The organism is Nocardia cyriacigeorgica, assembly GCF_029868385.1.
GTDB lineage: Bacteria > Actinomycetota > Actinomycetes > Mycobacteriales > Mycobacteriaceae > Nocardia > Nocardia cyriacigeorgica_F.
In genome coordinates, this window is sequence record NZ_JARWNX010000043.1 from 160867 (window position 1) to 186257 (window position 25391).

At 68.2% G+C, this 25391-nt stretch carries 24 protein-coding genes; 13 read left to right on the top strand and 11 right to left on the bottom strand.

From position 1 onward, the window contains the following. Positions 1–70 precede the first annotated feature (70 nt). The 3 genes from QH168_RS12875 (at position 71) to QH168_RS12885 (ending at position 2835) form a co-directional block, all read left to right on the top strand. Positions 71–949 (top strand): oxidoreductase, encoded by an 879-nt coding sequence (locus QH168_RS12875; RefSeq protein WP_280234825.1) that lies wholly within the window; start codon positions 71–73, stop codon positions 947–949. 83 nt (positions 950–1032) lie between these two features. After that, positions 1033–1503 carry a carboxymuconolactone decarboxylase family protein gene (locus QH168_RS12880; RefSeq protein WP_280234826.1) on the top strand — a complete coding sequence of 157 codons (471 nt, stop codon included), beginning with the start codon at positions 1033–1035 and terminating at the stop codon, positions 1501–1503. A 240-nt stretch (positions 1504–1743) separates the two neighbouring features. Continuing rightward, the gene (locus tag QH168_RS12885) at positions 1744–2835 is read left to right on the top strand and encodes a 3-deoxy-7-phosphoheptulonate synthase (RefSeq protein WP_280234827.1); all 1092 of its coding nucleotides are present in this window, start codon (positions 1744–1746) and stop codon (positions 2833–2835) included. Positions 2836–2866: 31 nt separating this feature from the next. Here the strand turns inward: QH168_RS12885 and QH168_RS12890 are convergent, their stop codons facing one another. Then, positions 2867–3403, bottom strand: coding sequence for a class I SAM-dependent methyltransferase (locus QH168_RS12890; RefSeq protein WP_280234828.1), 537 nt, complete (start codon positions 3401–3403; stop codon positions 2867–2869). A 52-nt stretch (positions 3404–3455) separates the two neighbouring features. Beyond that, complete coding sequence (locus QH168_RS12895; RefSeq protein ID WP_280234829.1) at positions 3456–4061, bottom strand: GNAT family N-acetyltransferase; 606 nt, start codon at positions 4059–4061, stop codon at positions 3456–3458. A 97-nt stretch (positions 4062–4158) separates the two neighbouring features. On the opposite strand from QH168_RS12895, the gene QH168_RS12900 reads away from it, so the two are divergent. After that, positions 4159–5076, top strand: a complete 918-nt coding sequence (locus QH168_RS12900) for a sigma-70 family RNA polymerase sigma factor (protein ID WP_280234830.1) — start codon at positions 4159–4161, stop codon at positions 5074–5076. A gap of 63 nt (positions 5077–5139) precedes the next feature. On the opposite strand, the gene QH168_RS12905 is transcribed toward QH168_RS12900, so the two are convergent. After that, the gene (locus tag QH168_RS12905; protein ID WP_280234831.1) at positions 5140–5343 is read right to left on the bottom strand and encodes a hypothetical protein; all 204 of its coding nucleotides are present in this window, start codon (positions 5341–5343) and stop codon (positions 5140–5142) included. A gap of 242 nt (positions 5344–5585) precedes the next feature. On the opposite strand from QH168_RS12905, the gene QH168_RS12910 reads away from it, so the two are divergent. Continuing rightward, a complete protein-coding gene (locus QH168_RS12910; protein ID WP_280234832.1) occupies positions 5586–6764 on the top strand; it encodes a pyridoxal phosphate-dependent aminotransferase in 1179 nt (392 codons plus the stop codon). 16 nt (positions 6765–6780) lie between these two features. Here QH168_RS12910 and QH168_RS12915 read toward each other — a convergent pair whose 3' ends face one another. Continuing rightward, entirely contained in the window at positions 6781–7425 is a 645-nt protein-coding gene (locus QH168_RS12915) for a LysE family translocator (RefSeq protein ID WP_280234833.1), read from the bottom strand. 154 nt (positions 7426–7579) lie between these two features. Between QH168_RS12915 and QH168_RS12920 the strand changes: the two genes are divergently transcribed. From QH168_RS12920 to QH168_RS12935, 4 genes are all read left to right on the top strand, one after another. Further along, on the top strand, positions 7580–9238 hold the full coding sequence (locus QH168_RS12920; protein WP_280234834.1) for a DNA repair helicase XPB: 1659 nt from the start codon (positions 7580–7582) through the stop codon (positions 9236–9238). Positions 9239–9278: 40 nt separating this feature from the next. Further along, complete coding sequence (locus QH168_RS12925) at positions 9279–9950, top strand: DUF3239 domain-containing protein (protein ID WP_280234835.1); 672 nt, start codon at positions 9279–9281, stop codon at positions 9948–9950. A 148-nt stretch (positions 9951–10098) separates the two neighbouring features. Next, positions 10099–11505, top strand: a complete 1407-nt coding sequence (locus QH168_RS12930; RefSeq protein ID WP_280234836.1) for a M1 family metallopeptidase — start codon at positions 10099–10101, stop codon at positions 11503–11505. Between the two features lie 387 nt (positions 11506–11892). After that, a complete protein-coding gene (locus QH168_RS12935; RefSeq protein WP_280234837.1) occupies positions 11893–12420 on the top strand; it encodes an LppU/SCO3897 family protein in 528 nt (175 codons plus the stop codon). A 27-nt stretch (positions 12421–12447) separates the two neighbouring features. On the opposite strand, the gene QH168_RS12940 is transcribed toward QH168_RS12935, so the two are convergent. After that, positions 12448–14733: a helicase-associated domain-containing protein gene (locus tag QH168_RS12940; protein WP_280234838.1), complete on the bottom strand. Its 2286-nt coding sequence runs from the start codon at positions 14731–14733 to the stop codon at positions 12448–12450. Positions 14734–14851: 118 nt separating this feature from the next. On the opposite strand from QH168_RS12940, the gene QH168_RS12945 reads away from it, so the two are divergent. Then, on the top strand, positions 14852–15040 hold the full coding sequence (locus tag QH168_RS12945; RefSeq protein ID WP_036532937.1) for a hypothetical protein: 189 nt from the start codon (positions 14852–14854) through the stop codon (positions 15038–15040). A 253-nt stretch (positions 15041–15293) separates the two neighbouring features. Here the strand turns inward: QH168_RS12945 and QH168_RS12950 are convergent, their stop codons facing one another. Together QH168_RS12950 and QH168_RS12955 are read right to left on the bottom strand one after the other, a co-directional pair. Further along, complete coding sequence (locus tag QH168_RS12950) at positions 15294–15920, bottom strand: resuscitation-promoting factor Rpf1 domain-containing protein (protein WP_280234839.1); 627 nt, start codon at positions 15918–15920, stop codon at positions 15294–15296. Positions 15921–16306: 386 nt separating this feature from the next. Next, on the bottom strand, positions 16307–16549 hold the full coding sequence (locus QH168_RS12955; protein ID WP_280234840.1) for a hypothetical protein: 243 nt from the start codon (positions 16547–16549) through the stop codon (positions 16307–16309). Between the two features lie 199 nt (positions 16550–16748). Here QH168_RS12955 and QH168_RS12960 point away from each other — a divergent pair, with 199 nt between their 5' ends. After that, entirely contained in the window at positions 16749–17168 is a 420-nt protein-coding gene (locus QH168_RS12960; RefSeq protein WP_280234954.1) for a cold-shock protein, read from the top strand. A gap of 78 nt (positions 17169–17246) precedes the next feature. On the opposite strand, the gene QH168_RS12965 is transcribed toward QH168_RS12960, so the two are convergent. The 3 genes from QH168_RS12965 to QH168_RS12975 all read right to left on the bottom strand — a co-directional run bounded on the left by QH168_RS12965 (position 17247) and on the right by QH168_RS12975 (position 20433). Further along, entirely contained in the window at positions 17247–17756 is a 510-nt protein-coding gene (locus tag QH168_RS12965) for a DUF2771 domain-containing protein (RefSeq protein WP_280234841.1), read from the bottom strand. Beyond that, positions 17753–19570 carry an MFS transporter gene (locus QH168_RS12970; protein WP_280234842.1) on the bottom strand — a complete coding sequence of 606 codons (1818 nt, stop codon included), beginning with the start codon at positions 19568–19570 and terminating at the stop codon, positions 17753–17755. The genes QH168_RS12965 and QH168_RS12970 overlap by 4 nt, the downstream gene beginning before the upstream one ends. A 77-nt stretch (positions 19571–19647) precedes the next feature. Continuing rightward, the gene (locus QH168_RS12975; protein ID WP_280234843.1) at positions 19648–20433 is read right to left on the bottom strand and encodes a glutaminyl-peptide cyclotransferase; all 786 of its coding nucleotides are present in this window, start codon (positions 20431–20433) and stop codon (positions 19648–19650) included. Positions 20434–20450: 17 nt separating this feature from the next. Here QH168_RS12975 and QH168_RS12980 point away from each other — a divergent pair, with 17 nt between their 5' ends. Together QH168_RS12980 and QH168_RS12985 are read left to right on the top strand one after the other, a co-directional pair. After that, positions 20451–21506 (top strand): DUF3027 domain-containing protein, encoded by a 1056-nt coding sequence (locus QH168_RS12980; protein WP_280234844.1) that lies wholly within the window; start codon positions 20451–20453, stop codon positions 21504–21506. 32 nt (positions 21507–21538) lie between these two features. After that, complete coding sequence (locus tag QH168_RS12985; RefSeq protein WP_280234955.1) at positions 21539–24664, top strand: sacsin N-terminal ATP-binding-like domain-containing protein; 3126 nt, start codon at positions 21539–21541, stop codon at positions 24662–24664. A gap of 11 nt (positions 24665–24675) precedes the next feature. Here QH168_RS12985 and QH168_RS12990 read toward each other — a convergent pair whose 3' ends face one another. Then, the gene (locus QH168_RS12990; protein WP_280234845.1) at positions 24676–25302 is read right to left on the bottom strand and encodes a TetR/AcrR family transcriptional regulator; all 627 of its coding nucleotides are present in this window, start codon (positions 25300–25302) and stop codon (positions 24676–24678) included. Between the last annotated feature and the right edge of the window lie 89 nt (positions 25303–25391).

Sequence of the window (25391 nt, forward strand, 5' to 3'; positions counted from 1 at the left end):
GTGGTGACGGACTCGTGACTTCGTTTCCGTCGGGCCCTCCCGCGCGGTCGGCGGCAACTAGACTCGCCGCATGAGTGGCTGGAGCGTCTCCGACATTCCCGATCAGCACGGCCGGACCTTCATCGTCACCGGCGCCAACAGCGGACTCGGCGCGGTGGCCGCGCGGGCGCTGGGCGGAGCCGGTGCGCGGGTGGTGCTGGCCTGCCGCGATGTGCGCAAGGGGCAGGCCGTGGCCGACGAGATCGGCGCACAGGCCGAGGTACGCAGGCTCGATCTCGCCGATCTGTCCTCGGTCCGGGAGTTCGCCGCCTCGATCGACCGCGTCGACGTGCTCATCAACAACGCCGGTGTGATGGGCGTGCCCTACGGCCGCACCGCCGACGGTTTCGAAAGACAGATCGGAACGAACCATCTCGGCCATTTCGCGCTCACCGGGCTGCTGCTCGGTCGCATCGCCGACCGCGTCGTGACGGTATCGAGCGATCTGCACACGATAGGCGTCATCGACCTCGACGACCTCAACTGGCAGCACCGCAGATACCGCCGCTGGCAGGCATACGGGCAAGCCAAACTCGCGAATCTGATGTTCGCCTACGAACTACAGCGCAGGCTGACCGCCGCCGGATGGTCCACGCTCTCGCTGGCCGCCCATCCCGGATACGCCTCCACCGAACTCCAATCGCATACCGAATCCATCCAGGACGCGGTGATGTCGCTCGGCAACCGGCTGTTCGCGCAGAGCGCCGAGATGGGCGCGCTGCCGGAGCTCTACGCCGCCACCGCCGACGTGGAACCGGGCGCCTACTACGGCCCCACCGGTTGGCGCGGAATGCGCGGACATCCGGGTCGTGCGGGGTCGAGCAAGCGCTCCAAGGATGCGGAGACCGCCCGCGGCCTGTGGGAACTGTCCGAACGGTTGACCGGCGTCACCTACGATTTCTCGGTGTGATCCAGCGCACCGGCGCCTGATGTCACAGCGGTCCGCGCCGCGTCGTCTTCTCCATGAAACCAACCCAGTGAAAGGGCAGGATCATGGAACCTCGGCTGAACCTCTACGCCAACTCGATCACCGCGAGCTTCGGCAAGCGTCTGGTGACCGCCAATCGGGTCGTCGAGGACTCGGGTCTGGCACCGGCCACCTTCGAACTGGTCAAGATCCGCGTGAGCCAGATCAACGGGTGCGCCTTCTGCGTCGACATGCACACCAAGGACGCCGCACACGCGGGCGAGGACCAGGTACGGATCAACCTGGTCGCCGCTTGGCGCGAAGCCACCGTGTTCACCGATGAGGAACGCGCCGCCCTCGCGCTCGCCGAGGAGGCCACCCGCATCGCCGACGGCGGTGGTGTCAGCGACCAGACGTGGGAGCTGGTGCGCAAGTACTACGACGACGATCAGATCGGCGGCCTCATCGCCGCTATCGCCGCCATCAATGCGTGGAACCGGATGAACGTCATCGCCCACACACCGGCCGGTGGTTATGTGCCGGGTTCGCTGAGCTGAGTACCGGTGCGGCGTCGGTGTGCGCTATCCGACACCGGGTGAGCGGGCACCGACTGTTCATCGGCTGGTACTGTCAGCTGCGTGCAGCGCGTGTATTTCTGGTTTAGCAAGCCGGCCCTGGGTGGGTCGGTCTGCGGCAACCACGCGCGCTGACCAGATTCCCACCCCGAGCCGGATGACGACCGGCTCGACGGGGTTCATGTCCGTGGGTCGGCCTGAAGAAAAGGAACGACACCCACGATGACAACCGCAGTAGACGTCGATTCACGGCATTCCGATCTCGACGATCAACGCACCCTCAGCGTCAGCCCGCTGCGTTCGCCGGCGGAAGTTCGCCTGGTGCACGCCATCACCGATGAACTCGCCGACACCGTGCGCGCGGGTCGTAAGGCCACCGTCGACGTGCTCAACGGCGCCGACGATCGCCTGATGGTGATCGTCGGCCCGTGCTCGGTGCACGATCCGGCCGCCGCCCTCGACTACGCGCGTCGCCTGGCCGCCAAGGCCGCCGAACTCGACGACCGGCTGCATGTGGTGATGCGGGTGTACTTCGAGAAGCCGCGCACCACGCTCGGGTGGAAGGGTCTGATCAACGATCCGCATCTGGACGGCAGTTTCGACGTCAACACCGGACTCGGTCTCGGCCGCAAACTGCTCACCGACATCACCGCGGTCGGTCTGCCGGTGGCGTGTGAATTCCTCGATCCGATCACCCCGCAGTACATCGCGGACCTGGTGTCCTACGGTGCGATCGGCGCCCGCACCGCCGCGAGCCAGGTGCATCGGCAGCTGAGCAGCGCGCTGTCCATGCCGGTCGGGATCAAGAACGGCACCGATGGTGACGTGCAGGTCGCCGTCGACGGTGTGCGCGCCGCCGCGGCCAGCCATGTGTTCCCCGGCACCGATCTCGACGGTCGTTCCGCGCTGATCCGCACCGCCGGCAACCCGGACTGCCATGTGATCCTGCGCGGCGGCAGCACCGGCCCGAACTACGACGCCGCCTCGGTGGCCGAGGCTTGCCTGCGGCTGGAGAAGGCGTCGCTGCCCAAGCGCATCGTGATCGACGCCAGCCACGGAAACAGCAACAAGGACCACAACAAGCAGGTCGATGTGGTCACCGATATCGCCGAGCGGTTGGCCGCGGGCGAGCAGGGCGTCGTCGGTGTGATGCTGGAGAGCTTCATCGAAGCCGGGCGCCAGGATCTGACCCTCGGTCACGCCGAGGATCTGACCTACGGCCAGTCCATCACCGACGCCTGCATCGACTGGAACACCACCGCCGCTCAGCTCGACCGGCTGGCCGATGCGGTGACCAGGCGCCGCGAGCGCTGAAGACTCGACGCCTTGTCGGAGACGAATGGATCTACCGGGGCGTGGCGATGACGCCGAGCAGGTCGCCGGAGGTGACCGTGCCGACGTCGAAACCCGCCCCGGTCAGATGGTCGATGAGGTTGCGCGGAGTGGTCGTCGGTGCTGTCGAGGTGCGCTCACCGGGTTCGCCGTAGCCGTAGAACAGGTACAGCGCCGCACCCGGCGCGAGGGCTTCCCGCAGGACCGCGAGTTCGGCGGTGGGGTTGCGGGTCCAGAACGCATTCACGTTGACGGCAAGGATCTTGTCGAAGCCCGCTGGTGCGAGTTCCGCGGTTCGTTCGCGGGTGAGCTCCTCCAGTGCGAGTTGCCGGACGCGGACTCGGCCGGATTCGATCAGCGCCGCATGCCGTTTCGCGGCGCGTTCGACAGCGGTGGCGGAGCGGTCGATCCCGATGATGCAGCCGGTGTCGAGCGATTCGGCCAGGACCGCCAGCGAATCGCTGGATCCCGGCCCGATTTCGAGCAGTCGGTCGCCGGGTGCTGGATCGATGATTCGGCGAAACCACAGGAACCGCGCATCATGGGCCATATCTGGCGAAACTACGCGCTGTCGTCCGAACTCGCGGGCGTTCGGGGTGGCCCTATCCGTTCGGCCCGGCCGATCCGTCCGCGCCGGCGAAGGTATGCGCGGGCCAGTCGGGTACCGGGCCGGGCCGGTCGGTGACCAGCCGCGCACCCAGCCAGCTGTCGCGCCGGACGCCACGCTGAAGGCCCCCCAACCTGTCGGTGCCCTCATAGTGGAACCCGTTGCGGCGCACCACCGCGGCCGAGGCGTAGTTGCCGACGAAGGCGCGCCAGCCGATCCTGATCAGGGCCAGGCCGTCGGGATCGAAACCGAAATCGCAGACCAGTCGCACCGCCCGCGACATGATGCCCCTGCCGCGGAAATCCGATCCGAGCCAGAAGCCGATCTCGGCCGCCGTCTCATCACGCGCTCCGAGCCCGATCATGCCGAGCACGGGTCCGTCATCGGCCGGGCGGATCGCCCAGGTCGGGCTGCGGTCGGCCCAGCCGGGTTCCGATATCTCGGTGAGGAAGGCCTCCGCGTCGGCGCGTCCGTACGGCAGCGGGATCGTCACCCATTCGCCGATGGACGGCTCCTGGCAGCGCGCGACGATCGTGTCGATATCGGTGGCGCGCGGCCGCGACAACCAGACTGTCCCGTCGGTGAGTGTGCGGTCCTCCATCGCCACATGGTGGCACGGACCCGGCGGTCGGTTCATCGGGTTTTCCGGTGCCGAGGGCGGCGCGGGCGGGTGGTCGGGGGTCCGTACACTTCGACCGGTGGTAGCCGCATTGCTTGCTGACTTGTTCGAATCGCATCGGTCGCATCTGCTGTCGGTCGGCTACCGCCTGACCGGGAGTGTGGCCGACGCCGAGGACGCGGTGCAGGAGAGCTGGCTGCGGCTGGCCGGGGCCAGGCAGTCCGAGATCGAGGATCTGCGGGCGTGGCTGACCACCGTGGTGAGCCGGATCTGCCTGGATCGGTTGCGCAGTGCGGCCGTGCGGCGGGAAAGCTATGTGGGGCAGTGGTTGCCGGAGCCGGTGGTGACCGGGCTCGGCTCGTCGAGTGCCCCCGATCCGCTGGACGCGGTGGTGCGCCGACAGGAATTCCGGTTCGCCGCCATGGTCGTGCTCGATTCGCTGACCCCGCCGCAGCGGGTGGCCTTCGTGCTGCACGACGGTCTCGCGGTGCCGTTCGATGAGATCGCCGAGATTCTGGAGGTCACCCCCGAGGCGGCCCGTCAGCTCGCGGTCCGGGCGCGCAAAGCGGTGTCGCGGGCGCCGGAGCCGGTCGCCGACGACGATCATGTCGCGGCGGTGCAGCGGCTGCTCGCGGCATTGACGACGGGGGATGTGCAGGCGGTGACCGCGGCGCTGCATCCGGACGCGGTGATGATCGGCGATGCCGATGGCACCACCTCCACCGCCGTCAATGTGCTGCACGGTGCGGATCGGATCGCCAGGTTCTTCGTCGGGTTGCTGCGCAAGTACGGCATCGAGGGCGCGGAGATGGTGCGCAGTATGGAGATCGTATCGGTCAACGGTCAGTGGGGTGCGCTGGTGGCCGAGCGGGCGGCCGACGATCGTGCTCCCGGGATACCGCGGCGGGTGGTGGGATTCGCGGTGCGCGACGGGTTGGTCTGGGGCACTTACGATATCGCCAATCCGGCCAAGCACACCGGTATCCGGATCGACTGAACGGATCGGGAGGGCGAGCGCCGTCGGGCCGGGCCGCGCATCCCGGCCCGACGGGGTGATGCGCTACGGCGTGGCCGAACCGGTGAACCAGTCGCCGGTCGAGGAACCGGTGCTGTGGTCGCCGGTCGACGATCCGAGACCCCAGTCCGGGGTCGAGGAACCGAAGCCTGCGATCAGGTCATGGGCTACATCGCGAAGCTGACCCAAGAGGAATCCGGCGACCTCCGACGCGGCCGGATTCGATATCAGGTCGAGGTATGAGGCCATAGGCGCCCCTTTCGAGATACCCGCCGAGGCGGGCTGTGAAATAGAACACGGCGAGGCTAGCTGCCTATGGGAAAACGCACAACCATGCAGGTGAAAGCTGGAAAGCGAATGTGAAACATAGCTGTTCGCTATCTGGTGGCAACGATAGCGATTCCATGGCTATCGCGGATACGCGTCGCGCCGTTCGATGGCGGCGAGGAGAGGGCCGAAGGCCTGCGCGTGCGCCCACTAGGCTCGCTGCTATGCGCCAGCAGCCACAGACCGTCGCCCGCCTGCGGCCCTTCGGCGCCACCATCTTCGCCGAGATGACCGAACTCGCGGTCCGGCACGATGCCATCAACCTGGGGCAGGGCTTCCCCGACTCCGACGGCCCGGCGGGCATGCTCGAGGTGGCCCGCCGCGCCATCGCCGACGGGCTCAACCAGTACCCGCCGGGACGCGGTATGCCGGTCCTGCGTCATGCTGTCGCCGCCGATCGGGCCCGGCGCTACGGCACCGAATACGATCCGGACACCCAGGTTCTGGTGACCGTCGGCGCCACCGAGGCGATCAGCGCCGCTGTGCTCGGACTGGTCGAACCGGGGCAGGAGGTGGTGCTCATCGAGCCGTACTACGACTCCTACGCCGCCGCCGTCGCATTGGCCGGTGCGCGGCGGCGCACCGCGCGGCTCGTCGCCGACGGCGCCCGTTTCGTCCTCGACGTGGACAGCCTGCGCGCCGCGATCACACCCGCCACCCGGATGATCATGGTCAACTCGCCGCACAACCCTACCGGCACCGTGCTCGACCGCGCCGACCTCACCGCGATCGCCGAAATAGCCTGTGCACACGACCTGTTGGTGCTCACCGACGAGGTCTACGAGCATCTGGTCTTCGACGGTGCCGAGCACATCAGCCTCGCAACGCTGCCCGGTATGGCCGAACGGACGCTGGTGGTGTCGAGTGCGGCGAAGACGTTCAGCGTCACCGGCTGGAAGACCGGATGGGTATGCGCCGCACCGGAATTGATCGACGGCGTGCTCGCCGCCAAACAGTTCATGACCTTCGTCGCCGGTGGCCCGTTCCAACCCGCGGTGGCCCATGCGCTGACCGAGGAGCTGGACTGGGTCGCCGCACTGCGCGACTCGCTGTCGGACCGTCGTCTGCGTCTGTCGGCGGCGCTCGCCGATACCGGCTTCGCGGTCCACTCCAGTGCGGGTGGCTATTTCGTCTGCGCCGATATCCGTCCGCTCGGCGCCACCGACGGCCTCGCCTTCTGCCGTGAACTGCCGACGCGCCTCGGCGTGGCCGCGGTTCCGGTCAGTGTTTTCACCGACCATCCCGACGAGTGGAACCATCTGGTGCGCTTCACCTTCTGCAAGCGAGGCGAGACCCTGGACGAAGGGATACGGCGCCTGCGCGCCGGAGCGCCGATCGCCTGAGCCGTGCGGACCCGGCTCAGGCGGGCACCGGTCGGGCGCGATCGGTGGCCACGACGACGGCGATACCGCCCAGTGCGGTTCCCATGAAGTAGCGCTGTGCCCGCAGCCAGATCGGGCGGGCAGTGAAGAACGCGGCGACCTGCCCGGCGGCCAGCACGATGAGGGCGTTCACGGTCAGCGCGACGGTGATCTGGACCGCGCCGAGGCACAGGCTCTGCAACCACACCGGCGCGGGGCCGGGATGGACGAACTGCGGGATCAGCGCCATGTACATGATGGCGATCTTCGGATTCAGCAGATTGGTGACCAGACCCATCGTGAACAGTCGCCGGGTCGGGTCCGCGGGCAGCTGCGCGGGCGTGAATACCGACACCCCACCCGGCCGCAGCGCCTGCCAGGCCAGCCAGAGCAGATAGGCGGCACCGGCCAGCTTCAACGCGGTGTACAGCCCGGGGACCACCGCGAACACCGCCGTGATCCCCGCGACCGCGGCCAGTAGATACACCCCGAACCCGGCCGCGACGCCGGTCAGCGACACCAGGCCCGCGCGGCGTCCCTGTGACACGGTCCGTGACACCAGATACATCATGTTGGGTCCTGGGGTGAGCACCATGCCGAGCGCTGCCGCCGCCACGCCCATCATTGCCGCCATCTCGATCATGCCGATGATCCTCGCGCGCGCCGGGTCGGTTCGTCTCGGTCCAGTTCGGCACCGGTGGACCCGTCACCATCGGTGCGCAGGGGAGTACCGTCGTCGCGGGTGGGTGTCGGTGGGTTCGGGAACAATGGGTGGGAGCACTGCACAGGAGGCACCGGTGGCTGAAGGTCCACTAATCGTTCAGAGTGACAAGACGCTGCTGCTCGAGGTCGATCACGAATCGGCCGACGCGGCGCGGCAGGCCATCGCGCCGTTCGCCGAACTCGAGCGCGCGCCGGAGCATGTGCACACCTACCGGATAACGCCGCTGGCATTGTGGAACGCCCGTGCGGCGGGCCACGACGCCGAGCAGGTGGTGGACGCGCTGATCGGTTTCTCCCGCTACGCCGTGCCGCAGCCGCTGCTGGTCGACGTCGTCGACACCATGGCCCGCTACGGCAGGTTGCAGCTGGTGAAGCATCCGGCGCACGGGCTCACCCTGGTGAGCCTGGATCGCGCGGTGCTCGAGGAGGTGCTGCGGCACAAGAAGATCGCCCCGATGCTCGGTGAGCGGCTCGACGACGACACCGTGATCGTGCATCCGTCCGAGCGCGGCCACATCAAACAGATGTTGCTGAAGATCGGCTGGCCCGCCGAGGACCTGGCCGGATACGTCGACGGTGAGGCGCATCCGATCGAACTCGACTACACCGGCGGCGCCTGGCAGTTGCGCGACTATCAGGAGATGGCCGCCGATTCGTTCTGGGCGGGTGGTTCGGGTGTGGTGGTGCTGCCGTGTGGTGCGGGCAAGACGATGGTCGGCGCTGCCGCCATGGCGCGAGCCAAGGCGACGACCCTGATCCTGGTCACCAATACCGTCGCCGGACGGCAGTGGCGGCGTGAACTGCTGGCCCGCACGTCGCTCACCGAGGACGAGATCGGTGAATACTCCGGTGAGCGCAAGGAGATCCGTCCGGTCACCATCGCCACCTATCAGGTGATCACCCGCCGCACCAAGGGCGAATACAAGCATCTCGAGCTGTTCGACAGCCGTGACTGGGGGCTGGTCATCTACGACGAGGTCCATCTGCTGCCCGCGCCGGTATTCCGGATGACGGCCGATCTCCAGTCCCGGCGTCGGCTCGGCCTCACCGCCACCCTGGTGCGCGAGGACGGCCGCGAGGGCGATGTGTTCTCGCTGATCGGGCCGAAACGCTATGACGCGCCGTGGAAGGACATCGAGGCGCAGGGCTGGATCGCGCCCGCCGACTGCGTCGAGGTGCGGGTGACGCTCACCGATGCCGAACGGATGTCCTATGCCACCGCCGAGCCGGAGGAGCGCTACAAGCTGTGCTCCACCGCGCACACCAAGATCGCCGTCGTCGAATCCATCCTGGCCGAACATGCCGACGCGCCCACCCTGGTGATCGGCGCCTATCTCGAGCAGTTGGAGGAGCTTGGTGCGGCGCTGGACGCGCCGGTCATCCAGGGGTCGACGAAAACCAAAGAGCGCGAAGCGCTTTTCGACGCCTTCCGGCGCGGCGAGGTGCCCGTACTCGTGGTGAGCAAGGTCGCGAACTTCTCCATCGACCTGCCCGAAGCGTCGGTCGCAGTCCAGGTTTCGGGTACGTTCGGGTCGAGGCAGGAGGAGGCGCAGCGGCTCGGCCGGTTGTTGCGTCCGAAGCAGGACGGGGGTCAGGCGCACTTCTATTCGGTGGTCGCCCGCGACACGCTCGACGCGGAGTACGCGGCCCATCGCCAGCGTTTCCTGGCCGAACAGGGGTATGCCTATCGCATAACAGATGCTGACGACTTGCTGGGACCGGCCATCGGATAAGTGGAGGCGACACCTCCACAACGTGTGCTAGGAATAAGACGTGCGACGCTTCGAATTCGTGGTGGACCGCAACCATGCCCATGCGGTCAACGAAGTTGTCGCCGATCTGCGTCGGTTGCGGATCAGCGCGGTGATCGCCGCCGTGGTCGCGGCGGCCGTGACCGCCTATCTGGTGTGGTTGAACCACCCCTGGTCCTATCTGTTGGCCGTGGCCTCCGCGCTGGGTGCGGTGACCGCGCTCTGGGTGGCGCTGTGGGCACCGCGCCGCTCACGCATCGACCGGCTCTACGCCGAGGGCGAACTGGTTCCCGCCGTCGTCTCGCATGCGTATCCGAGCGGGACGGTGCTGCTGCTCGCGCTGGTGAACCTCGGCCGCCCCGAGGGCACCGAGGCGCGTTACGCGCTGGTGGTGCGCAAGGTGCGGGCGCTACCCGGACATGAGGCCAGAGCGGGGGAGCGGGTGCCCTCGGTCGTGGTGCGCGGCGATCACGCTTCCCGCGCGGTCGGTGAGCTGCGGCAGAGTGTCGACGCCATGCCCATCGCCTGGGGCACGAGGGACGGCAATGTCATCGAACGGGCCCGCGCGGCCATCAGCGAGGTGGAGTGGCGGCTGCTGTCGGACAATCTCGCCCTCGCCGAGAAGGTGCGCCGCACCTCCGCCAAGCGATTGCTGCTCGACCCCCAGCATCTCCCCGACGATCTCGGCTCCTGAGGGTCGCGCGGAATACGGGCCGGGTGATGGCCGCCGGACCGGCGCGTCGGCGGCGGTGCGCGGAAAGGCCGTCGGGGGCGACTACCATCCATCGGGGCCGGTGCACCGTGCCCGACGATGCGGTATCGAACGAGGGGTGTGGGTTCGTATGAGGTTGTCCGGCGCGTCGATCGTCGCGGTGGCGGCCGCGCTGCTGCTCGGACTGTCCGGTCCGGCGAGCGCGCAGTCGGCGAACGATCCGCTGGCCGGTGCGCCGGGACTCGGCGATCCGTACTATCCGCTCGACGGCAACGGCGGATACGACGTGCGCCACTACGAGGTCGGCATCGGCTATGAGCCCGTGGCCCGGCAGCTGACCGGTTCCACCAGGATCGACGCCACCGCCACCCAGGCGCTCACCTCGTTCAACCTGGATTTCGCCGGTCCGCCGGTGCAGCGGGTCGCGGTGAACAATATGCCCGCGACGTTCGACCGCAACGGTGAGCACGAACTGACCGTGCGGCCGCTGCTACCGCTGCTGCCGGGATTGCCGTTCACCGTCACGGTCGATTACGCGGGTCCTGCGGTGGACGCCGAGGGTGAGGGTTGGACCTTCGCCCCGAGTGGCGGCGCGTTCGTCGCCGGTGAACCGCATTCGGCCACCACCTGGTACCCGCTCAACGACACCCCGCGCGATAAGGCCACCTTCACCCTGCACGCCACCGTGCCCGCCGAATGGGAAGTGGTCTCCAACGGGGTGCGCACCAGGAACGAGGTGCGCGACGGTTCCCGGACGGTGAGTTGGGAATCGCGCGCACCCATCCTCGGCTACCTGACCACCATCGCCATCGACAAGTTCACCTATCTCGAACAGCGCCGCGCCGACGGCACACCATTGCTGAGCGCTTTCGCCCCCGGCGCGACCCGCAATATCGAGCACGAGCGGCGCCTGCCGGAGATCCTCGATTTCACCGAATCTCTCTACGGCCCATATCCGTTCGACACCGCGGGTGGGATCTACGTCGACGCCGACCTGTCCTTCGCCCTGGAAACCCAGACCCGGCCGATCTATGCGCCGTGGGTCGATCTGCCGACCGTGGTGCACGAGATCGCGCATCAGTGGTGGGGTGATTCGGTGTCGGTGTACAGCTGGGCCGATATCTGCCTGAACGAATGCTTCGCCAGCTACACCGCCGATTATCTGTGGCCGGAGCGGACGGCGGGCGCCGACGTCGACGCGATGTACCGCAACACGATTCGGGAAGCGGAGACGATGCCGGAGTTCTGGGATGTCCCGCTGCAAAACCCCGGCGCCGGAAACGAATTCACCTCCGTCTACTACCGGGGCCCGCTGTTCCTGCACGCCTTGCGTAAACAACTCGGCGATGAAGTCTTCTTCGCCGCGATCCGCGAGTTCGTCACCGCCAATGCCTACGGCAATGCCTCGATGCCGCAGTTCCGTGATTTCATCCAGTCGAAGTCCGGCGCCGATCTGACCGGGTTCTTCACAGCATGGCTCGATCAGGCCGCCCGGCCGTCGGATGAGTACCTGTTCCCCGGCGACCTCGCGGCGTGAACGTCGCATAGACGCCATATGTGACCGGAGTCACTGCCGGGCAGGAATATTCAGGTCAGGGCGCTGAACGTAGGGGTCGCGGTGACGGCCGGTGGCGGCCATACTCATGGGGCGTAACAACGCGCCGGCCGGCACCGCCAGAGTGCTCGGACTGGACGTACGTCCATCATGTGGACGAAATGTGGAAGGCACCATTGTGAACTATTTCGGTTTCCAGATGCTCGGTCGACTGCTCCCGAGCATTCTCGCGCTGTCGTTGCTCGGCATGTCCAGCATCTACTGACCATCGGCTCCGCACTCCGACCAGATGCGGCCGCGATGATCGTGCGGGTATCCTCACCCGCGCGTTCATGATCCAGTGAACGCTTCGGTGAGAGAGGTTTTCACGTGAAGTTCCCAGGAACGCGGCTGCTGGCGCGCATCATGCTCGCCTTCGTCGCAGCGGTCGCGCTGGCGGTTGCGGTGACCGGATGTTCGATGCTCGACGACGCGGGCAAGTCCGATACGGCGAAGTCCGAGGTCGGCGATTGCATCAACGTCATCAGCAGCTCGGCGGTCGACTCCGAGACCGAACCGGTCGACTGCTCATCGGAGAAGGCCGTCTACAAGGTGGTCCAGACCCACGAGACCAAAACCGAATGCGCCGAGGATTACACCTCCTATGAGGAGACCCTCAACGGCGGGACCACCGCGTTCCTGTGCCTCGCGCCCAATTTCAAGCAGGACAGCTGCTACGCCGACAGCATGCTCTCCGGTTACAGCTTCGCCGACTGCGCCTCCACCGATGCCAGCTTCCGCGTGATCCAGCGGATCGACGGTGAGGCCGACGAACTGCTGTGCGGTGCCGAGGCCAACAAGTTCATCACCGTGGCCGATCCCAAGACCACGTTCTGCCTCGGCGATCCCAAGGCCTGATCGGCGCCTGCTCCGGCAGGACCGAAGCTATTCCAGTAGGGCGACCGACGCGATCCGGTGCAGTGTGAAGTGCCGGACCGCGCCGGTCACCGGATCCACCGCATCGAGTTGACCGTTGCCGATCCGCAGCGGTTCCACCACCCGTTGGATGGCCGTGCCCTGCGCGTCGACATAACCGATGTTCACCGCCCGGCGCCCGCGCGCCGCCAATTGCAGCAGCGCGAGCGTCGCGGCGGTTCCGGTCCTTGTGCCGTCGGTGCGCACCGCCTGCGCCGATTTGGCGCTGGCCGCGCGCTCACCGGCCCGCAGTTCCCGGACCAGTAATTCCAGTTGTTCGGTGCTCGGCGGCACCGGACGATACGCGTGCCTGGCATTCGGGCGCACCGCGATCCGGGCGCCCCGTCGCCGCAGATCGACGATCACGCCTGCCGAATCCTCCCCGGCCGGTGCGAAACCCGCCGCGCGCAACCGGTCGAGCAGCTCGCCGAGCGGTGCCTGCGAGATCGCCACCGTCGGCGCGATCGCGCGCAGCGCGAGTTCGGCGGCCACCGGGGCGTTGAGTACCTGGGTCAACAGCGCGGGATCGTCACTGCGCACAAACGATTGCGCCATTCCGGCCCGCAGCTGTCCGTGCCGCCGCGCCACATCATCGATCAGATAGGTCAGCGCCTGCGGTATCGGCGTGCGCGAATGCCGGGCGAACAGCGCATGCAGTTCGGCGGCGGTGAGCCCGGCGTCGAGGGCGCGCCGCACCGAGGTCTCACCGATCCGGTAGACGGTGGCCGCGCCCGCCGATTCGACATCGGCGACGAGCGCGATCCGGCTCTGCAACTCCGCGGTCAGCGGACCGGGCGCGATGACCGTCAGATCGGCCTGCACCAGCACATGATCCACCGGATCCGGCAGGGCCTGCTCCATCGCGGCTTCGGCCTCGGCGATAGCGGCGGACTCCTCGCCCAACAGCGCCCGTCCAGGAGCGCTCAGCGCACCACGGCCGATGACGCCGAGCGCCGCGGCTTCCGCGTAGGTGCGCCTCAGCGCTTCGACCCGGAAATGCCTGCGCCAGCGCGGGGCCCGCCAGGCGAGCAGCCGCGCGGCGTCGGCCGGTTCCAGCGCGGTGCCCGCCGACTGTTCGGCCAGCACTCGCAGCATCGCCTGCCGGTCGCGGACGGCGTGCGGGGAGCGCAGTTCATGCGCGAGGGCGGCAAGGGGTTTGTCATTGGCGTCGCGCATGCCGATCATCCACGGCACCCGATCCGATTCGAGCCAGGCCTGCGCCAGTGTCACCCAGCGCCGGGCCAGTGGCGCTTCCAGCCAGGAGTCGGCGGCGGGGGTCGGTGCCCAGAAGTCGTCGGTGCCGTCGACATCCGGCGGCGGGTCGGGCAGGCCGCGGTCGATCAGTTTGGCTCCGGCCAGCAGTTCGATCAGCAGACCGGTGCGCTGTTCATCGGTGCCCGCGTGCTTGGCGATCCGGCGCGTCTCCCGCACCCCGAGCCCACCGGCCCGCAGCGCGGGCGCGGGCGCCTGACCGAGAACCTCCAGCACACTCGCGCAGTGGCGCAGCAGTTCACCGACCTCACCCGCGGCCACCGCGTTCACCTCGGCGGCCGTGTGTTCGGTGGTGGCCGGTCGCGGCGGGGTGAGCGTATGCGGATCGGTGACGGGTTCACCGCGCAGCACCTGGGCCACGGTGAGCGGTAGTTCGACGGTCTCCTCGTCCAGCGGGCGCAGCAGCTGCCGACTCAACAGTTGCTGCACCGGCCGATCGGCCGGGGTGCCGGGGGCGGCGTCCTTGGTGCGCCCCCGCGGACCGGTCGCCGCCAGTTTGTCCAGCAAAGCCCGTTCGGTGGGCGAGATCTCGGCCAGTGCGGCCGTCACCTCCGGTTCGGTCAGCGTGTCCGGCAGCTCGGTGGTGCTGCCCAGCGGCCATGGAAGCGCCTCCGCGGCAGCCGGAACCAGCCGCAGCGCATCACCGTCGAGCCAGACCAGCGCCCGGTCGGTCAAACGCTTCACCGCGGCGTCGACCGGGGCGGCCTTCACGCGATCGCGCAGCTCCTTCTTCAACTCGCGGCGGGTCAACGGCTCCTGCGCCGACGCCGCACGCACGGCGAGGGTTTCCACGATGGCGAATTCGAGGGTGTCGAGTTCGTCGGCGGCGCGCAGCACCGAGGCGCGTTGTTCGGCGCGGGCGGCGAGCACCGTCATCGAGGACGGCAGCGGCACCGCCAGATCGGGCCGCAGCTCGAGCAGCGCGACCAGCTCGGCATCGCCGCGGGAGCCGAGCCAGTCGGCCAGGGAGTCGGTACCGGTCATCGGATTCAGCCTACGATGTGCGGTCCGGCGCTGCCCGAGCAGGAGGCGTCGACGCCCGCACCGCGGATTCACGCCGACCATCTGCCGGTTGGCACACACCACATGCCAGAATGGGCGGGTGGTGAACAAATCGAAGAAGCCCTATGTCGACAACGGCTGGCCGCAGGTGGCCGACGGTGAGCATGCGGTGACCGAACTGTCGTCCTCGCGCTCGGGCAATCTGTCGCCGTTCGGCGAGGACACCGAGTTCCCGGTGGCCGCCGATCAGCTGCCCTACGTCCACCCGCACACCGTCATCAACCGCTGAGCCACCCACCCCGGCCGTCGCGAACCGCGGCCGCCGATCGGTAGTTCATCGCATTCGGCGATGCCCACACCCTCCGCTCGCGCTGGCTCATGCCCGCGGGCGGTTTCGGTGTAGGTGGGGCCGAAGAGTATTCGTGTCCGGGACGCGACACATCCCGCATCGCATCTGAACGCGCTCCACATCACATCTGAAAACGACTGTGGCCCCGCATCCGATCGGATGCGGGGCCACAGTCGGTATGTGAAGTCTCGGGTCAGGAGGGGAGCAGACCCTGGTTCGCCTCGAAGAAGTTCACGACGGCCGGATCCAGCTTGGTGCCGTTGGACTTGGCGGCATTGAACACGTCCAGCGCCTGCTGCGGAACATTCACGCCCTGCGCCTGCACCACCGCGATGGCGCGATCGACGGCGTCGAACACCTGCTGGCTGCTGTCGGTGGCGGCCTGCTGCTGCGGCGCGGAGGGCTGCCAGCGCGGGCTCTCGGCCTCGGCGGGGGCCGAACGCGGGGTGGGTGCACTGCTCAGGCCGAGCGAGGCCGAGCAGGACGGCCACGCGCCCCAGCCCTGGGAGGCGAGCACCTTCTCGGCGACCGCGATCTGCTGTTCCCGGCTGGCCTGGTTCGCGGTCGCGGCGTACTCGCCACCACCGTGCGCGTTCCAGGTGCTCGGGGAGAACTGGAGTCCGCCCTGGTAACCGTTGCCGGTATTGATCGCCCAGTTACCCCCGGCCTCACACTGCGCGAGTCGATCCCAGTCGGAGTCGGGTGCCGCGCTGGCGTTTCCGGCGAGGGCCACACCTGCGGTGCCCATGATGGCGCCGGTGACGGCGACCTTGGCCACGGTGCGCCCGGTGGAGGTTGGCTTGCGATGGCGTCCACTCATATCGGGTTCGTCTTCCTCTCGTACGCACCTGCGAGGTTGTCGCTCGGGCTCGGACTGAGAGGTCGTCCGTCCCGCCCTCACCCCTCAAGGCCGTCGGGGGTCCGGTACCCGCGGGGTGAGGTTCGGTGCGGCGGGCCGGTGGTTTGGTTGCCGGGTGTCCCGGCTGGGTAAGACGGTACGACGAACCCCGCGAAAAATCACTATTTGGTAACCGGCGTGTACGGGGGAGTCTCGGAGTGGTCTCGGCCGGGCATAGACCTCTCTGTGCAGCTAGGCGCGGTGCGGGATGGCCGGGGCGGCTGCAAGAACGTTCTGTTATCTGGCTGTTATGTGATGAGGATCACATGGTGGCTTCGGTAACGAACGGCCGGGGTAACCGGTTGGAGTCACTTGGCTCGTCGCCCGGAGCGCAGCGTGAACACCAGCGCGAGCACGAAGCCGATCGGCGCGAGCATCGCCAACAGATACAGCCACAGTCCCGGCTTCCCGTCGGTGAGGATCGGCGTCAGGAAAATGGCGACGATCGCCAGCAGTCCGACCCCGAAGGCGCCGAGCGCGAGCTGTAGCAACCAGTCGCCGGAACGGCGTGGCGCTCCGCCCGAAGGCGGTTGCGGGGGAGTGTTCGTCACAGCTGCACCGTAAAACTGATGTGCCCGAGCGGTGGGCACCGGGGTAGACTCGACGGCAATGCGCGTCCTGCATACCTGTGGGGCGCGTTCTTTCGCACAAGGGCAAGACCTGATCGCGGCGCCGCCGCGCAGGTGCTTCGCATACGGATCCACCCGGACCGCAAGGGTCCGGGTTTCGAATGATGAACGGGTGAGCGCAGTGCCGACCGGCAGGGTGAAGTGGTACGACGTCGACAAGGGCTTCGGCTTCCTTTCCCAGGACGAGGGTGAGGACGTCTACGTCCGCTCGTCTGCGCTCCCGCAGGGCATCGAAACGCTCAAGCCGGGACAGCGCGTGGAGTTCGGGATGGCCGCCGGCCGTCGCGGTCCGCAGGCGCTGAGCCTGAAGCTGCTCGAGGCGCCGCCGTCGGTGCGTCAGGGTCAGGAGCGCGCGGGGCGTAAAGAGCCCGCCGCGCGCAGGCATTCGCCCGATGAGCTGCACGGCATGGTCGAGGACATGATCACCTTGCTCGAGGCCACGGTGCAGCCGGATCTGCGCAAGGGCAAGTACCCCGACCGCAAGACCGCGCAGCGGATTTCCGAGGTCGTGCGGGCCGTCGCCCGTGAACTCGATCACTGAGCGGCGCCGAACACTCCGAAACACCAACGGTCGTAGGCATCACTCGATGCCTACGACCGTTGTGCGGTGACCTGCGGACTACTCGGCGGTGCTGATCGACCAGGCGGCGTGCGGCACATAGAACTCCGCGCCCGTCTCGTCGCGGGCCAGGATCGGCAGCTGCATCTCCACACCCACCAGACGCAGATCCGGTTCCGGCTGCGATTCGACGGTGATGGCGCGCACCCCCTCCGGGAAATCGGTGTGCCTGCTCACCTTGGCGATCTCCTCACCGGAGGGCAGCGCGTACACCTGCTGGATCAGCCAGGGGGCATCGGCGATCTCGCTGGGCAGCGACAGCTGTAGCGGATAGCCGGGCGGCACCTCGAGGGCGACGGTCTGGCCGTAGCGGCAATCCTCCATCCGCACCGTGCAGTACATGAACGGCGCGACGGTGACCGTGCGCCCGTGCGCATAGGCGGTGATCTCCGGGTCGTGCTCGTCGGCATTGCGGACCAGCACCGTCAGCACGCCGACGAAGGCCGTGGACAGCACCAGCACGCCTGCGGTGAACAGCGCGACGATGGTGCGGGCGTTGAGTGTGCTCACCAGATGGGATCCCCTCGTTCGATATCGGCGGTCGCGCCGGGGCGCCGGGCGGTGCCGGACTTACGGGCGGTGGTGTCCGATGACGGTGCCGGCACCACCTGTTCGGCGTGCTGCGGCCGGTTGCCGCCCAGACCGGGCAGCAGCGAATGGCCGCGATAACTCACCACAGTCTGAACCAGTCCGGCCACCAGGATCACCGACACCACCGCGAAACCCTTCCAGTAGTCGGTCGGCAGCAGCACACCGGCCGCACCGCCCGCCACCCAGCTCAGCTGCAATACGGTCTCCGAGCGCCCGAAACCGGATGCGATCGACTCCGGCGGCAGATCGTCTTGGATCGAGGCGTCCAGCGACACCTTGGCCAGGGCGCTGGCAGCCGAGGCGACCAGCGCCGCCAGCGCCGCACCGAGCAGGTTGTCGGCGAAGATCGCGAACAGCGCGACCAGCGCACAGGCGGCGGTGCAGTTGACCACGATCAACGACGGCCTACCCAGTTTGATCCGGGCGCCGCTGGCATTACCGGCGAAGTTGCCGATCGCGGCGGCCGCGCCGACCGCACCGAGCATGGCCGCCTGCTGCATCGGACGATGTTCGGTCGCCTTCGCGACGAATGCCACATAGAAGGTGAGGAATCCGGTCAGCACCCGGATGGTGCTGTTGCCCCACAGGCCGGTCACCACCGAGCGCCCGAGCGGCTGGCGGCGTTTACGCGCGGGCACCGCGGACTTCTTGCCGGAGGGGATGACCTCGGTCTCGGGATCGTCGCCGTGGTAGCTGAGGGTGGCGGGTACCTCACCCTCGGTGATCTCGACCCAGCGCGGAATGTGCAGGCTCAGATAGGTGCCCGCGCAGGCGATGCCGACCGCGAGCACCAGCGCACCGGTCGAACCGAAGGCCGCGGCGGCCGCAGCGGCGATCGCCCCGGCGCCGATCGTGCCGCCGACCAGGCCGAACACCGTCAGCCGTGAATTGGTGCGGACGAGATCTATCCCCGGCGGTAGTACCCGTGGCGTCACCGCGCTCTTGAGTACGGCGAACGATTTGCTCAGCACCATCATGCACAGCGCGAGCGGATACAGCGCCCAGGTGTCGAAGTCGATGATGAGCACCACCGCCAGCACCGCGCGCACCGCGAACGAGGAGGCGAGCGCGAGCCTGCGTCCGCGCTGCAACCGGTCGAGCATGGGGCCGATCAACGGCGCGATCACCGCGAACGGTGCGATGGTGATCAGCAGATACAGCGCCACCTTGGTCTTGCTCTCGGCGGTGGCGCTGGCGAAGAACAGCGTATTGGCCAGTGCGACGGCGATCGCGGCGTCCAGCGCGAAGTTCGTCATGGTCGCGTAGGTCAGCGCGGTCAGCCCGGATTTGTCGGCGCCGTCGGCCTTGGCCGCGCGCTGGAAGGTGGCGAAACCCTTCTCGGTGAGTTCCTTACCGCGCAACGCCGCGACTCGGGTGACGGTGAGTTTGCGTGGCATACGTCGGTCGTCGACCCGTCCGGTGTCGTCGGCCGGTGCCTGTTCCTCGCGGCGGTCGTCGACTCGACGTGGCTGTTCGGCGCCGCCCTTGCGCATAGACCGGGTGAATCCACGGCCCGATTCGCGCTCGGCCTCGCGGCCCACTTCGGTGATCGGGCGGGTCGGAGGCGGGGCGGTGCCGGGATGATCCGGTGGTAGTGGCGGCAGCGGGCGACGTCGTCGGGGCGCGTTGGGCGGCGGGTACCGGTCGAAGCCGGGGTGTCGCTCGTTCGGTGGGTACTCTTCGCCGTCCCACCGACCGCGATCGGGACCGGGGGGATCGCTGGGAGTCGTCACAACCTCAATTCTGGCGCACAACCGCGTGTGGGGTTCACGCACTCTCCGTCGATTCCGCCGAAAGTGCTGTGGTTCGCCTATCGCGCGGGCACGAAACGCACCTCGAAGAGGGTGGGCCAGTACTTGCCGGTGAGCAGGAAGCGGTCGGTGCCCGGGATCTGGGCGATGCCGTTGAGGACGTCGGCGCCCGCGCGTTCGCGCGCCGTGAGCAGGCCGGAGGCGTCGATGACCGCGAGAATCGCACCGGTGTCGGGGTCGATGCGCAGGATCTCCTCGCTGGGCCAGTTGTTGGCGTAGACCGACCCGTCGGCCGCGCAGTCCAGCTCGTTCAGACGTGCGGAGTCACGACCTTTCAGCTCGACCGAGCCGGTGGGCGCGAAGGTGTCCGGATCGCGGAAGGTCAGCGTGGCCGAACCATCACTCATCACCAGTCGGGTGTCCTGGGCGCACAGACCCCAACCCTCGCCCTCGTAGGTGACCTGACCGCGCTCGGCGAGGGTGGCCGGATCGCGAGCAAAGGCGATGCCGTCTTTCCAGGTGAGCTGCCAGAGCGTATCGCCCGCCGTGGCGATGCCCTCGCCGAACAGTGGCTGTGGGAGCCGTGCCGCCGCGATTTCGGCGCCGGTGGCGCGATCGGTGGCCCGCACACCCGACGCGCCCGGCATGCCGGTGCTCTCGTAGAGCACATCGCCGGTGATCTGGAGGCCCTGGGTGAAGGCATTCGTATCGTGCGGTGCGGTGCCGACGACCTCCACGACCAGGTGTGGGGCGTGATCGGCCGGGTCGTCGGGGCCCGCGCAGCCCGTCGCGGTGAGCAGGCAGAGCAGGGCAGCGACGGCCAGCGAACGCCGATCGGTCTCCATACGGCAAAATGTAGGCCGTGAGCGCAGTTTCTGTTTCGGACTCCGGCGTGCGGCCGATCCTGGCCGACGCCGTCGAGCTTGCCCGTCGTGCGCTCCTCGAGCTGGAGCCATCCGGGGTCGGTACGCATCTTGGTGTGTCCGCCGAGGACGACGACACCGCCGCGACGCACCGTTTCGAGGCCACGCTGCCGGGCTATCGCGGCTGGCAGTGGGCGGTCGTGGTGGCGGCGCCGCCGGGCGCGGACCATCCGACCGTGAGCGAGTCGGCGCTGCTGCCCGGACCGGACGCGTTGATCGCGCCCGAATTCGTGCCGTGGGATCAGCGCGTCCGGCCCGGCGATCTGGCCCCCGGCGATCTGCTGGCCCCGCCGCCGGGCGATCCACGCCTGGTCCCCGGCTACACCGCCACCGGCGATCCCGAGGTCGACGACGTCGCCTACCAGGTGGGGCTCGGCCGCACCCAGGTGCTCAGCCTCGAAGGTCGCGAGGAGGCCGCCCAGCGCTGGTACACCGAGTTCGGTCCCGATACCGAGATGGCCAAGGCCGCGCCGTCAACCTGCGGCCGCTGCGGTTTCTACCTTCCGCTGTCCGGCGCCCTGCGGGCCGCGTTCGGCGTATGCGGTAACGCCATGGCCGCCGACGGTCATGTCGTGCACACCGAATACGGATGTGGTGCGCACTCCGACGTCACCGTTCCCACGGGGGCGGGTTCGCCGTTGTACGAGGCGTACGACGATGCGGCGTTCGATATCGTCGCGGTGGAATCGCGTCGGGGATCGAAGACGGTCGCCGACGATACCGCCCAGGTGGCCGCTGGTGCGGATGCCGAAGTGGTGGATGTGGACGCGCCGGTGGGTTCTGCGGCCGCTGACGTCGTCATCGAGCACGTCGATGCGATCGCCGGTTCCGATATCGCCGATTCCGCGCTGGCCGAATCTGCGGACGCGCAGGACCAAGCCGCCGCGGACGTTGCGCAGCCCGAAATCAGCTCGGTGACACCGGGTGACGAGCCGATCCGGTCGGCGGCTGAGCCGGACACCCGGTCGGAGTCCGGGCCATCGGTACAGAGCTGAGCGCGTCGGGCGATCCGTTCGATACGGCGGCCCTGCGCTCGGGTGTCCTCGCCGCGTGGCGGGATTCGCCGACGCGGCTGCGTGAGGACGCGGCCACCGAGGCCGATCTGGTGCGCGCCGGGTATCGGGATCGGCTGCTGACCGAGCTGGCGCAGAACGCCGCCGATGCCGCGGCGAAGGCCGGTGTGCCGGGGCGGCTTGCGGTGTGGCTGGATGGCCGCGCGCTGCACGTATCGAATACCGGTGCGCCGTTGGATCTTTCCGGTGTGCACGCGCTGACGGCGTTGCGCGCGTCGGGTAAGTCCGATCCCGCCGCCACGGTCGGACGCTTCGGTGTCGGTTTCACCGCGGTGCTGACGGTCAGCGAGGAGATCGAACTCCGTTCCACGACGGGATCGCTGCGGTTCTCCCGCGCCGAGACTCGCGAAGCGCTGCGTCGCAATCACATCCATGTGCCGGGCAGTCCCGAGGGCGCCGACGTGGATACTCGGACGATCGATGCTCGAACGCCATTGCGCGAGCCCGGATCCGGCGACGATCGGCCAGCGTCCGCTACGGAATCGTCTGGGCGCGACGGCTCCCCCCGATCGGCGAGTACGCGTTCGGTGCGTGCCGAGGATGACCGCGCGGTGCCCGCAGAGCGTGGCCGTCCGGCCGCACCCCGCCATACCGCCGGGAATCGGATGGATCCGCCCGCCCTTCGGTTGGTATGGCCGAGTACTACGGCACCGGCCATCGGCTTCGATACCGAGGTCGTGCTGCGATTGCGCGACGACGTCGATTCCGAGGCATTGCTCGCTGCGATGCGAAGCGAGGTCGTCGACCTCCTGCTCGAACTGCCCGCACTGCGCGCCATTCGGGTCGGCGACGATGAATTCACCAGTGCCGCAAGCACCTCGTCCCCGGCCGGTCCGGAGGAGTTGCGGATCACCGGCCCCGATCTCGACCGGAGTTGGTGGCAGTACCGCACGGCCCGCGCCAGATGGCTGCTGCCGATCCGGGACGGCAGGCCGGTACCCGCCGGGGCGGATGTGTTGCGCGCGCCGACCCGCTCCGACGAGGAACTGTCGCTGCCGGTTCTGCTCATCGCCGATGTCCCGATGCAGCCGGATCGGCGTCGCCTGCTTCCGGGCGCGCCCCTGACCGAGTTGGTTTCGGGCTACGCTGATTTCGCGCGTGCCTTACCGCCGCGGGATCGCCTCACCCTCGTCCCGGTTCCGGGTTTCGCGCGCAGCGAGGCCGACGGGCTGCTCCGCGAAGCGATCATCCGCGAACTACAGACCCATTCCTGGCTGCCGGTCGTCCCGAATCCAGCGGAGGTCGCGGGGTCACGGATTCAGCCGGAAGCTCACCTCGACGCACCGGTGACCGACGATCTACCCGGCGCGATACAACCCGGAGGCTACGACGACTCCGCAGCCCGGCATGTCGCTTCGGATGAGATGCCGCGCGAGCAACACCCCGTCGCGAACCCGCTCGATACATCCGCTGCCCGACCGCCCGACGACGTTGTCGCACTGCCGACCCGGGCGAGCGTCTTCCCCGGCCTGAGTGCCGAATTGGCCGCCCTGCTGGCCGATGTGCTCGGTCCGCTGGTCGTCCCCGCACTGTCGGGTGGTCCGTACGCGGAGGCGCTGTCGGTGCTGGATGTGCATCGCATCGGATTGGCGCGGCTGGCCGAACTGTCGGCCGGACTGGACCGTTCGCCGATGTGGTGGCGCGAGCTGTACACGGCGCTGGAACCGTATGTCACCGATCCGCTCGCGGTGGAGGAGCTGGGCGCGCTCGCGGTGCCGCTCGCCGACGGACGCCTGGTCACCGGTCCGCGCACGGCCGTCCTCGATGACGAACTACAGGTGCCGATTCCGGTGCGCTGGGCGCGGCTGATCCATCCGGACGCGGCCCATCCGCTGCTGTCGCGGCTCGGAGCGCGGCAGGCGAATGTGTCGGATCTGCTGTCGGACCCGGGCCTGCGCGCTGAACTCGAGGACGATCCGGGCAACCCGGAGATCGCCGATGCGGTGCTCAGGCTGGCCGCCCACGCCGATCCCGCCGCCCTGCCCGCATGGCTCGGTCTGCTCGAATTGGCCGATGACACGGGCGAATCGCTGCCCGCCGATGAGCTGCTGCTGCCCGGTGCGCCGCTGCGCGATGTGCTGGTGGCGGATTCGCCGTTCGGCACGGTCGACGGAGCGCTCGTCGACCGCTACGGTGCGGAGGCCCTGCGGGCGGTGGGCGTCGGTTGGGATTTCGCGATCGTCACCGAGACCGATCCGACCGGCCCCGATCACGACCTCCCGGACGAAGAGGCCTGGTGGGCGGGGCTGTCGGAGGATCCGGCCGAGTTGATCGCCGTCCGCGATCTCGACCTGATCGATGACACCGCCTGGCCGCAGGCCCTGTGTCAGCTGGTCACCGGTGCGCGGACCCGGCCGCTGCTGGCGGACCCGAACGGCTACACCGCCTGGTGGTTGCGCAGGTTCGCTCGCATCGACGGCACACCGCTCGGCGTGTTGCGGCATCCGAGTGAGTCCGAATTCGACGGTCTGCTAACCGAATTCGCCGCCCCAGGGCTATTGCGGGCCGAACTCGATGTGTTGCGTCCCGTCCTCGCCGATCCCACGGCGATCACACCGGATCTGGCCGAGGCCCTGCTGGCGGCGCTCGCCGACCCGGCGCGCACACCCACACCGGACGTGGTGGCGCGCACCCATGCCCGGCTCGCTGCCGCCGAGGAACATCTCGACCTGGCCGATCTCGCCCTCCCCGAGCTGGTGCGCGCGCTATCCGGCGCGACGGTCGATCCGGCCGAGGCCATGGTCCTGGATCAGCCGTGGTTCGGGCTGGCGATTCCGCCGGAACGGCTGGTGGCGGGTGCGATCGAAACGGCTCCCGCATTGGCGACGCTGCTGGATCTTCCACTCGTCTCCGAAGTCGTCACCGCCGAAGTGATCAGCACCGGTCGCCCGAGTACCTGGGCGACCGAACCGATGGGTGTGGTCCTGCGCCAACTGTTCCGGCTGCCCGATGGCGGTGATCTGGTGCTGCACGACGAACTGCTTGTCCGGTTGACGGGCGCGGTGCAGCGGACGGTCTCGGTGCCGTGGTGGCGCGAGGGCGAGACGACCCATATCCGAAACCCGCAGGCCCGCGACTGATCGGGCCGGCGTTAATTCGCGTAGGTGCTGACCATCTCGCTGAGCACGTCCAGCTGGGTGCGCACACTCTCGCTGTCGTTGTCCACCAACCAGCGCAGCACGATCCCATCGATCACGCTGAGGGTGAACCGCGACAGGGTCTGCACCGGCACCGACCATTGCGTCGATGTCGCATCGCGGGCATGGTCGAGGATATCGGCGACGGTGGAGTCGTTGAATGCGTACTGTTCCCGCGCGATCGCCAGTTTCGCCGGAGTCTGCTCGCCTTCGCGCAATGCGTAGGTGGTGGTCTCGTAGGTGAGCAGCTGACGTTCCGGTGTGGCTTCGATGTTGAGCCACATGAGTTCCAGACCCGCGCGCACCAGAGATTGCAGTGCCGCTTTTCCGGTTCCGGCGTCCTGCCATACCGTTTCATTGGCGTCGACGGAATCGCGCAATTCCATCGATAGCGCTTTGACCAGCTCGGTCATCAGCGCGTCCTTGTTTTCGAAACAGTAATGCACCACACCGAGTGACACGCCTGCCGCTTGTGCGACATCGCGCGTTGTCACGCCCGCTACACCCTTTTTCTCGGCAAGGCCGATCGCGGCCTCGATAAGGTGGGCCCGTCGTTCTTCGACGCTCAATCGGGAGGACACCTGAGCGAGTTAAGCGCTCACGGCGCGAACAGTCAATTCGCAGACCCGAAAAATTCGTACTGGACGCGTGTCCAGATGTGTGGTTCGCT

Bases quoted from the DNA above. Each gene is read 5' to 3' on its own strand.
- QH168_RS12875 (WP_280234825.1), top strand. From the start codon at position 71: ATGAGTGGCTGGAGCGTCTCCGACATTCCCGATCAGCACGGCCGGACC.
- QH168_RS12880 (WP_280234826.1), top strand. From the start codon at position 1,033: ATGGAACCTCGGCTGAACCTCTACGCCAACTCGATCACCGCGAGCTTC.
- QH168_RS12885 (WP_280234827.1), top strand. From the start codon at position 1,744: ATGACAACCGCAGTAGACGTCGATTCACGGCATTCCGATCTCGACGAT.
- QH168_RS12890 (WP_280234828.1), bottom strand. From the start codon at position 3,403: ATGGCCCATGATGCGCGGTTCCTGTGGTTTCGCCGAATCATCGATCCA.
- QH168_RS12895 (WP_280234829.1), bottom strand. From the start codon at position 4,061: ATGGAGGACCGCACACTCACCGACGGGACAGTCTGGTTGTCGCGGCCG.
- QH168_RS12905 (WP_280234831.1), bottom strand. From the start codon at position 5,343: ATGGCCTCATACCTCGACCTGATATCGAATCCGGCCGCGTCGGAGGTC.
- QH168_RS12910 (WP_280234832.1), top strand. From the start codon at position 5,586: ATGCGCCAGCAGCCACAGACCGTCGCCCGCCTGCGGCCCTTCGGCGCC.
- QH168_RS12915 (WP_280234833.1), bottom strand. From the start codon at position 7,425: ATGATCGAGATGGCGGCAATGATGGGCGTGGCGGCGGCAGCGCTCGGC.
- QH168_RS12930 (WP_280234836.1), top strand. From the start codon at position 10,099: ATGAGGTTGTCCGGCGCGTCGATCGTCGCGGTGGCGGCCGCGCTGCTG.
- QH168_RS12940 (WP_280234838.1), bottom strand. From the start codon at position 14,733: ATGACCGGTACCGACTCCCTGGCCGACTGGCTCGGCTCCCGCGGCGAT.
- QH168_RS12950 (WP_280234839.1), bottom strand. From the start codon at position 15,920: ATGAGTGGACGCCATCGCAAGCCAACCTCCACCGGGCGCACCGTGGCC.
- QH168_RS12975 (WP_280234843.1), bottom strand. From the start codon at position 20,433: ATGGAGACCGATCGGCGTTCGCTGGCCGTCGCTGCCCTGCTCTGCCTG.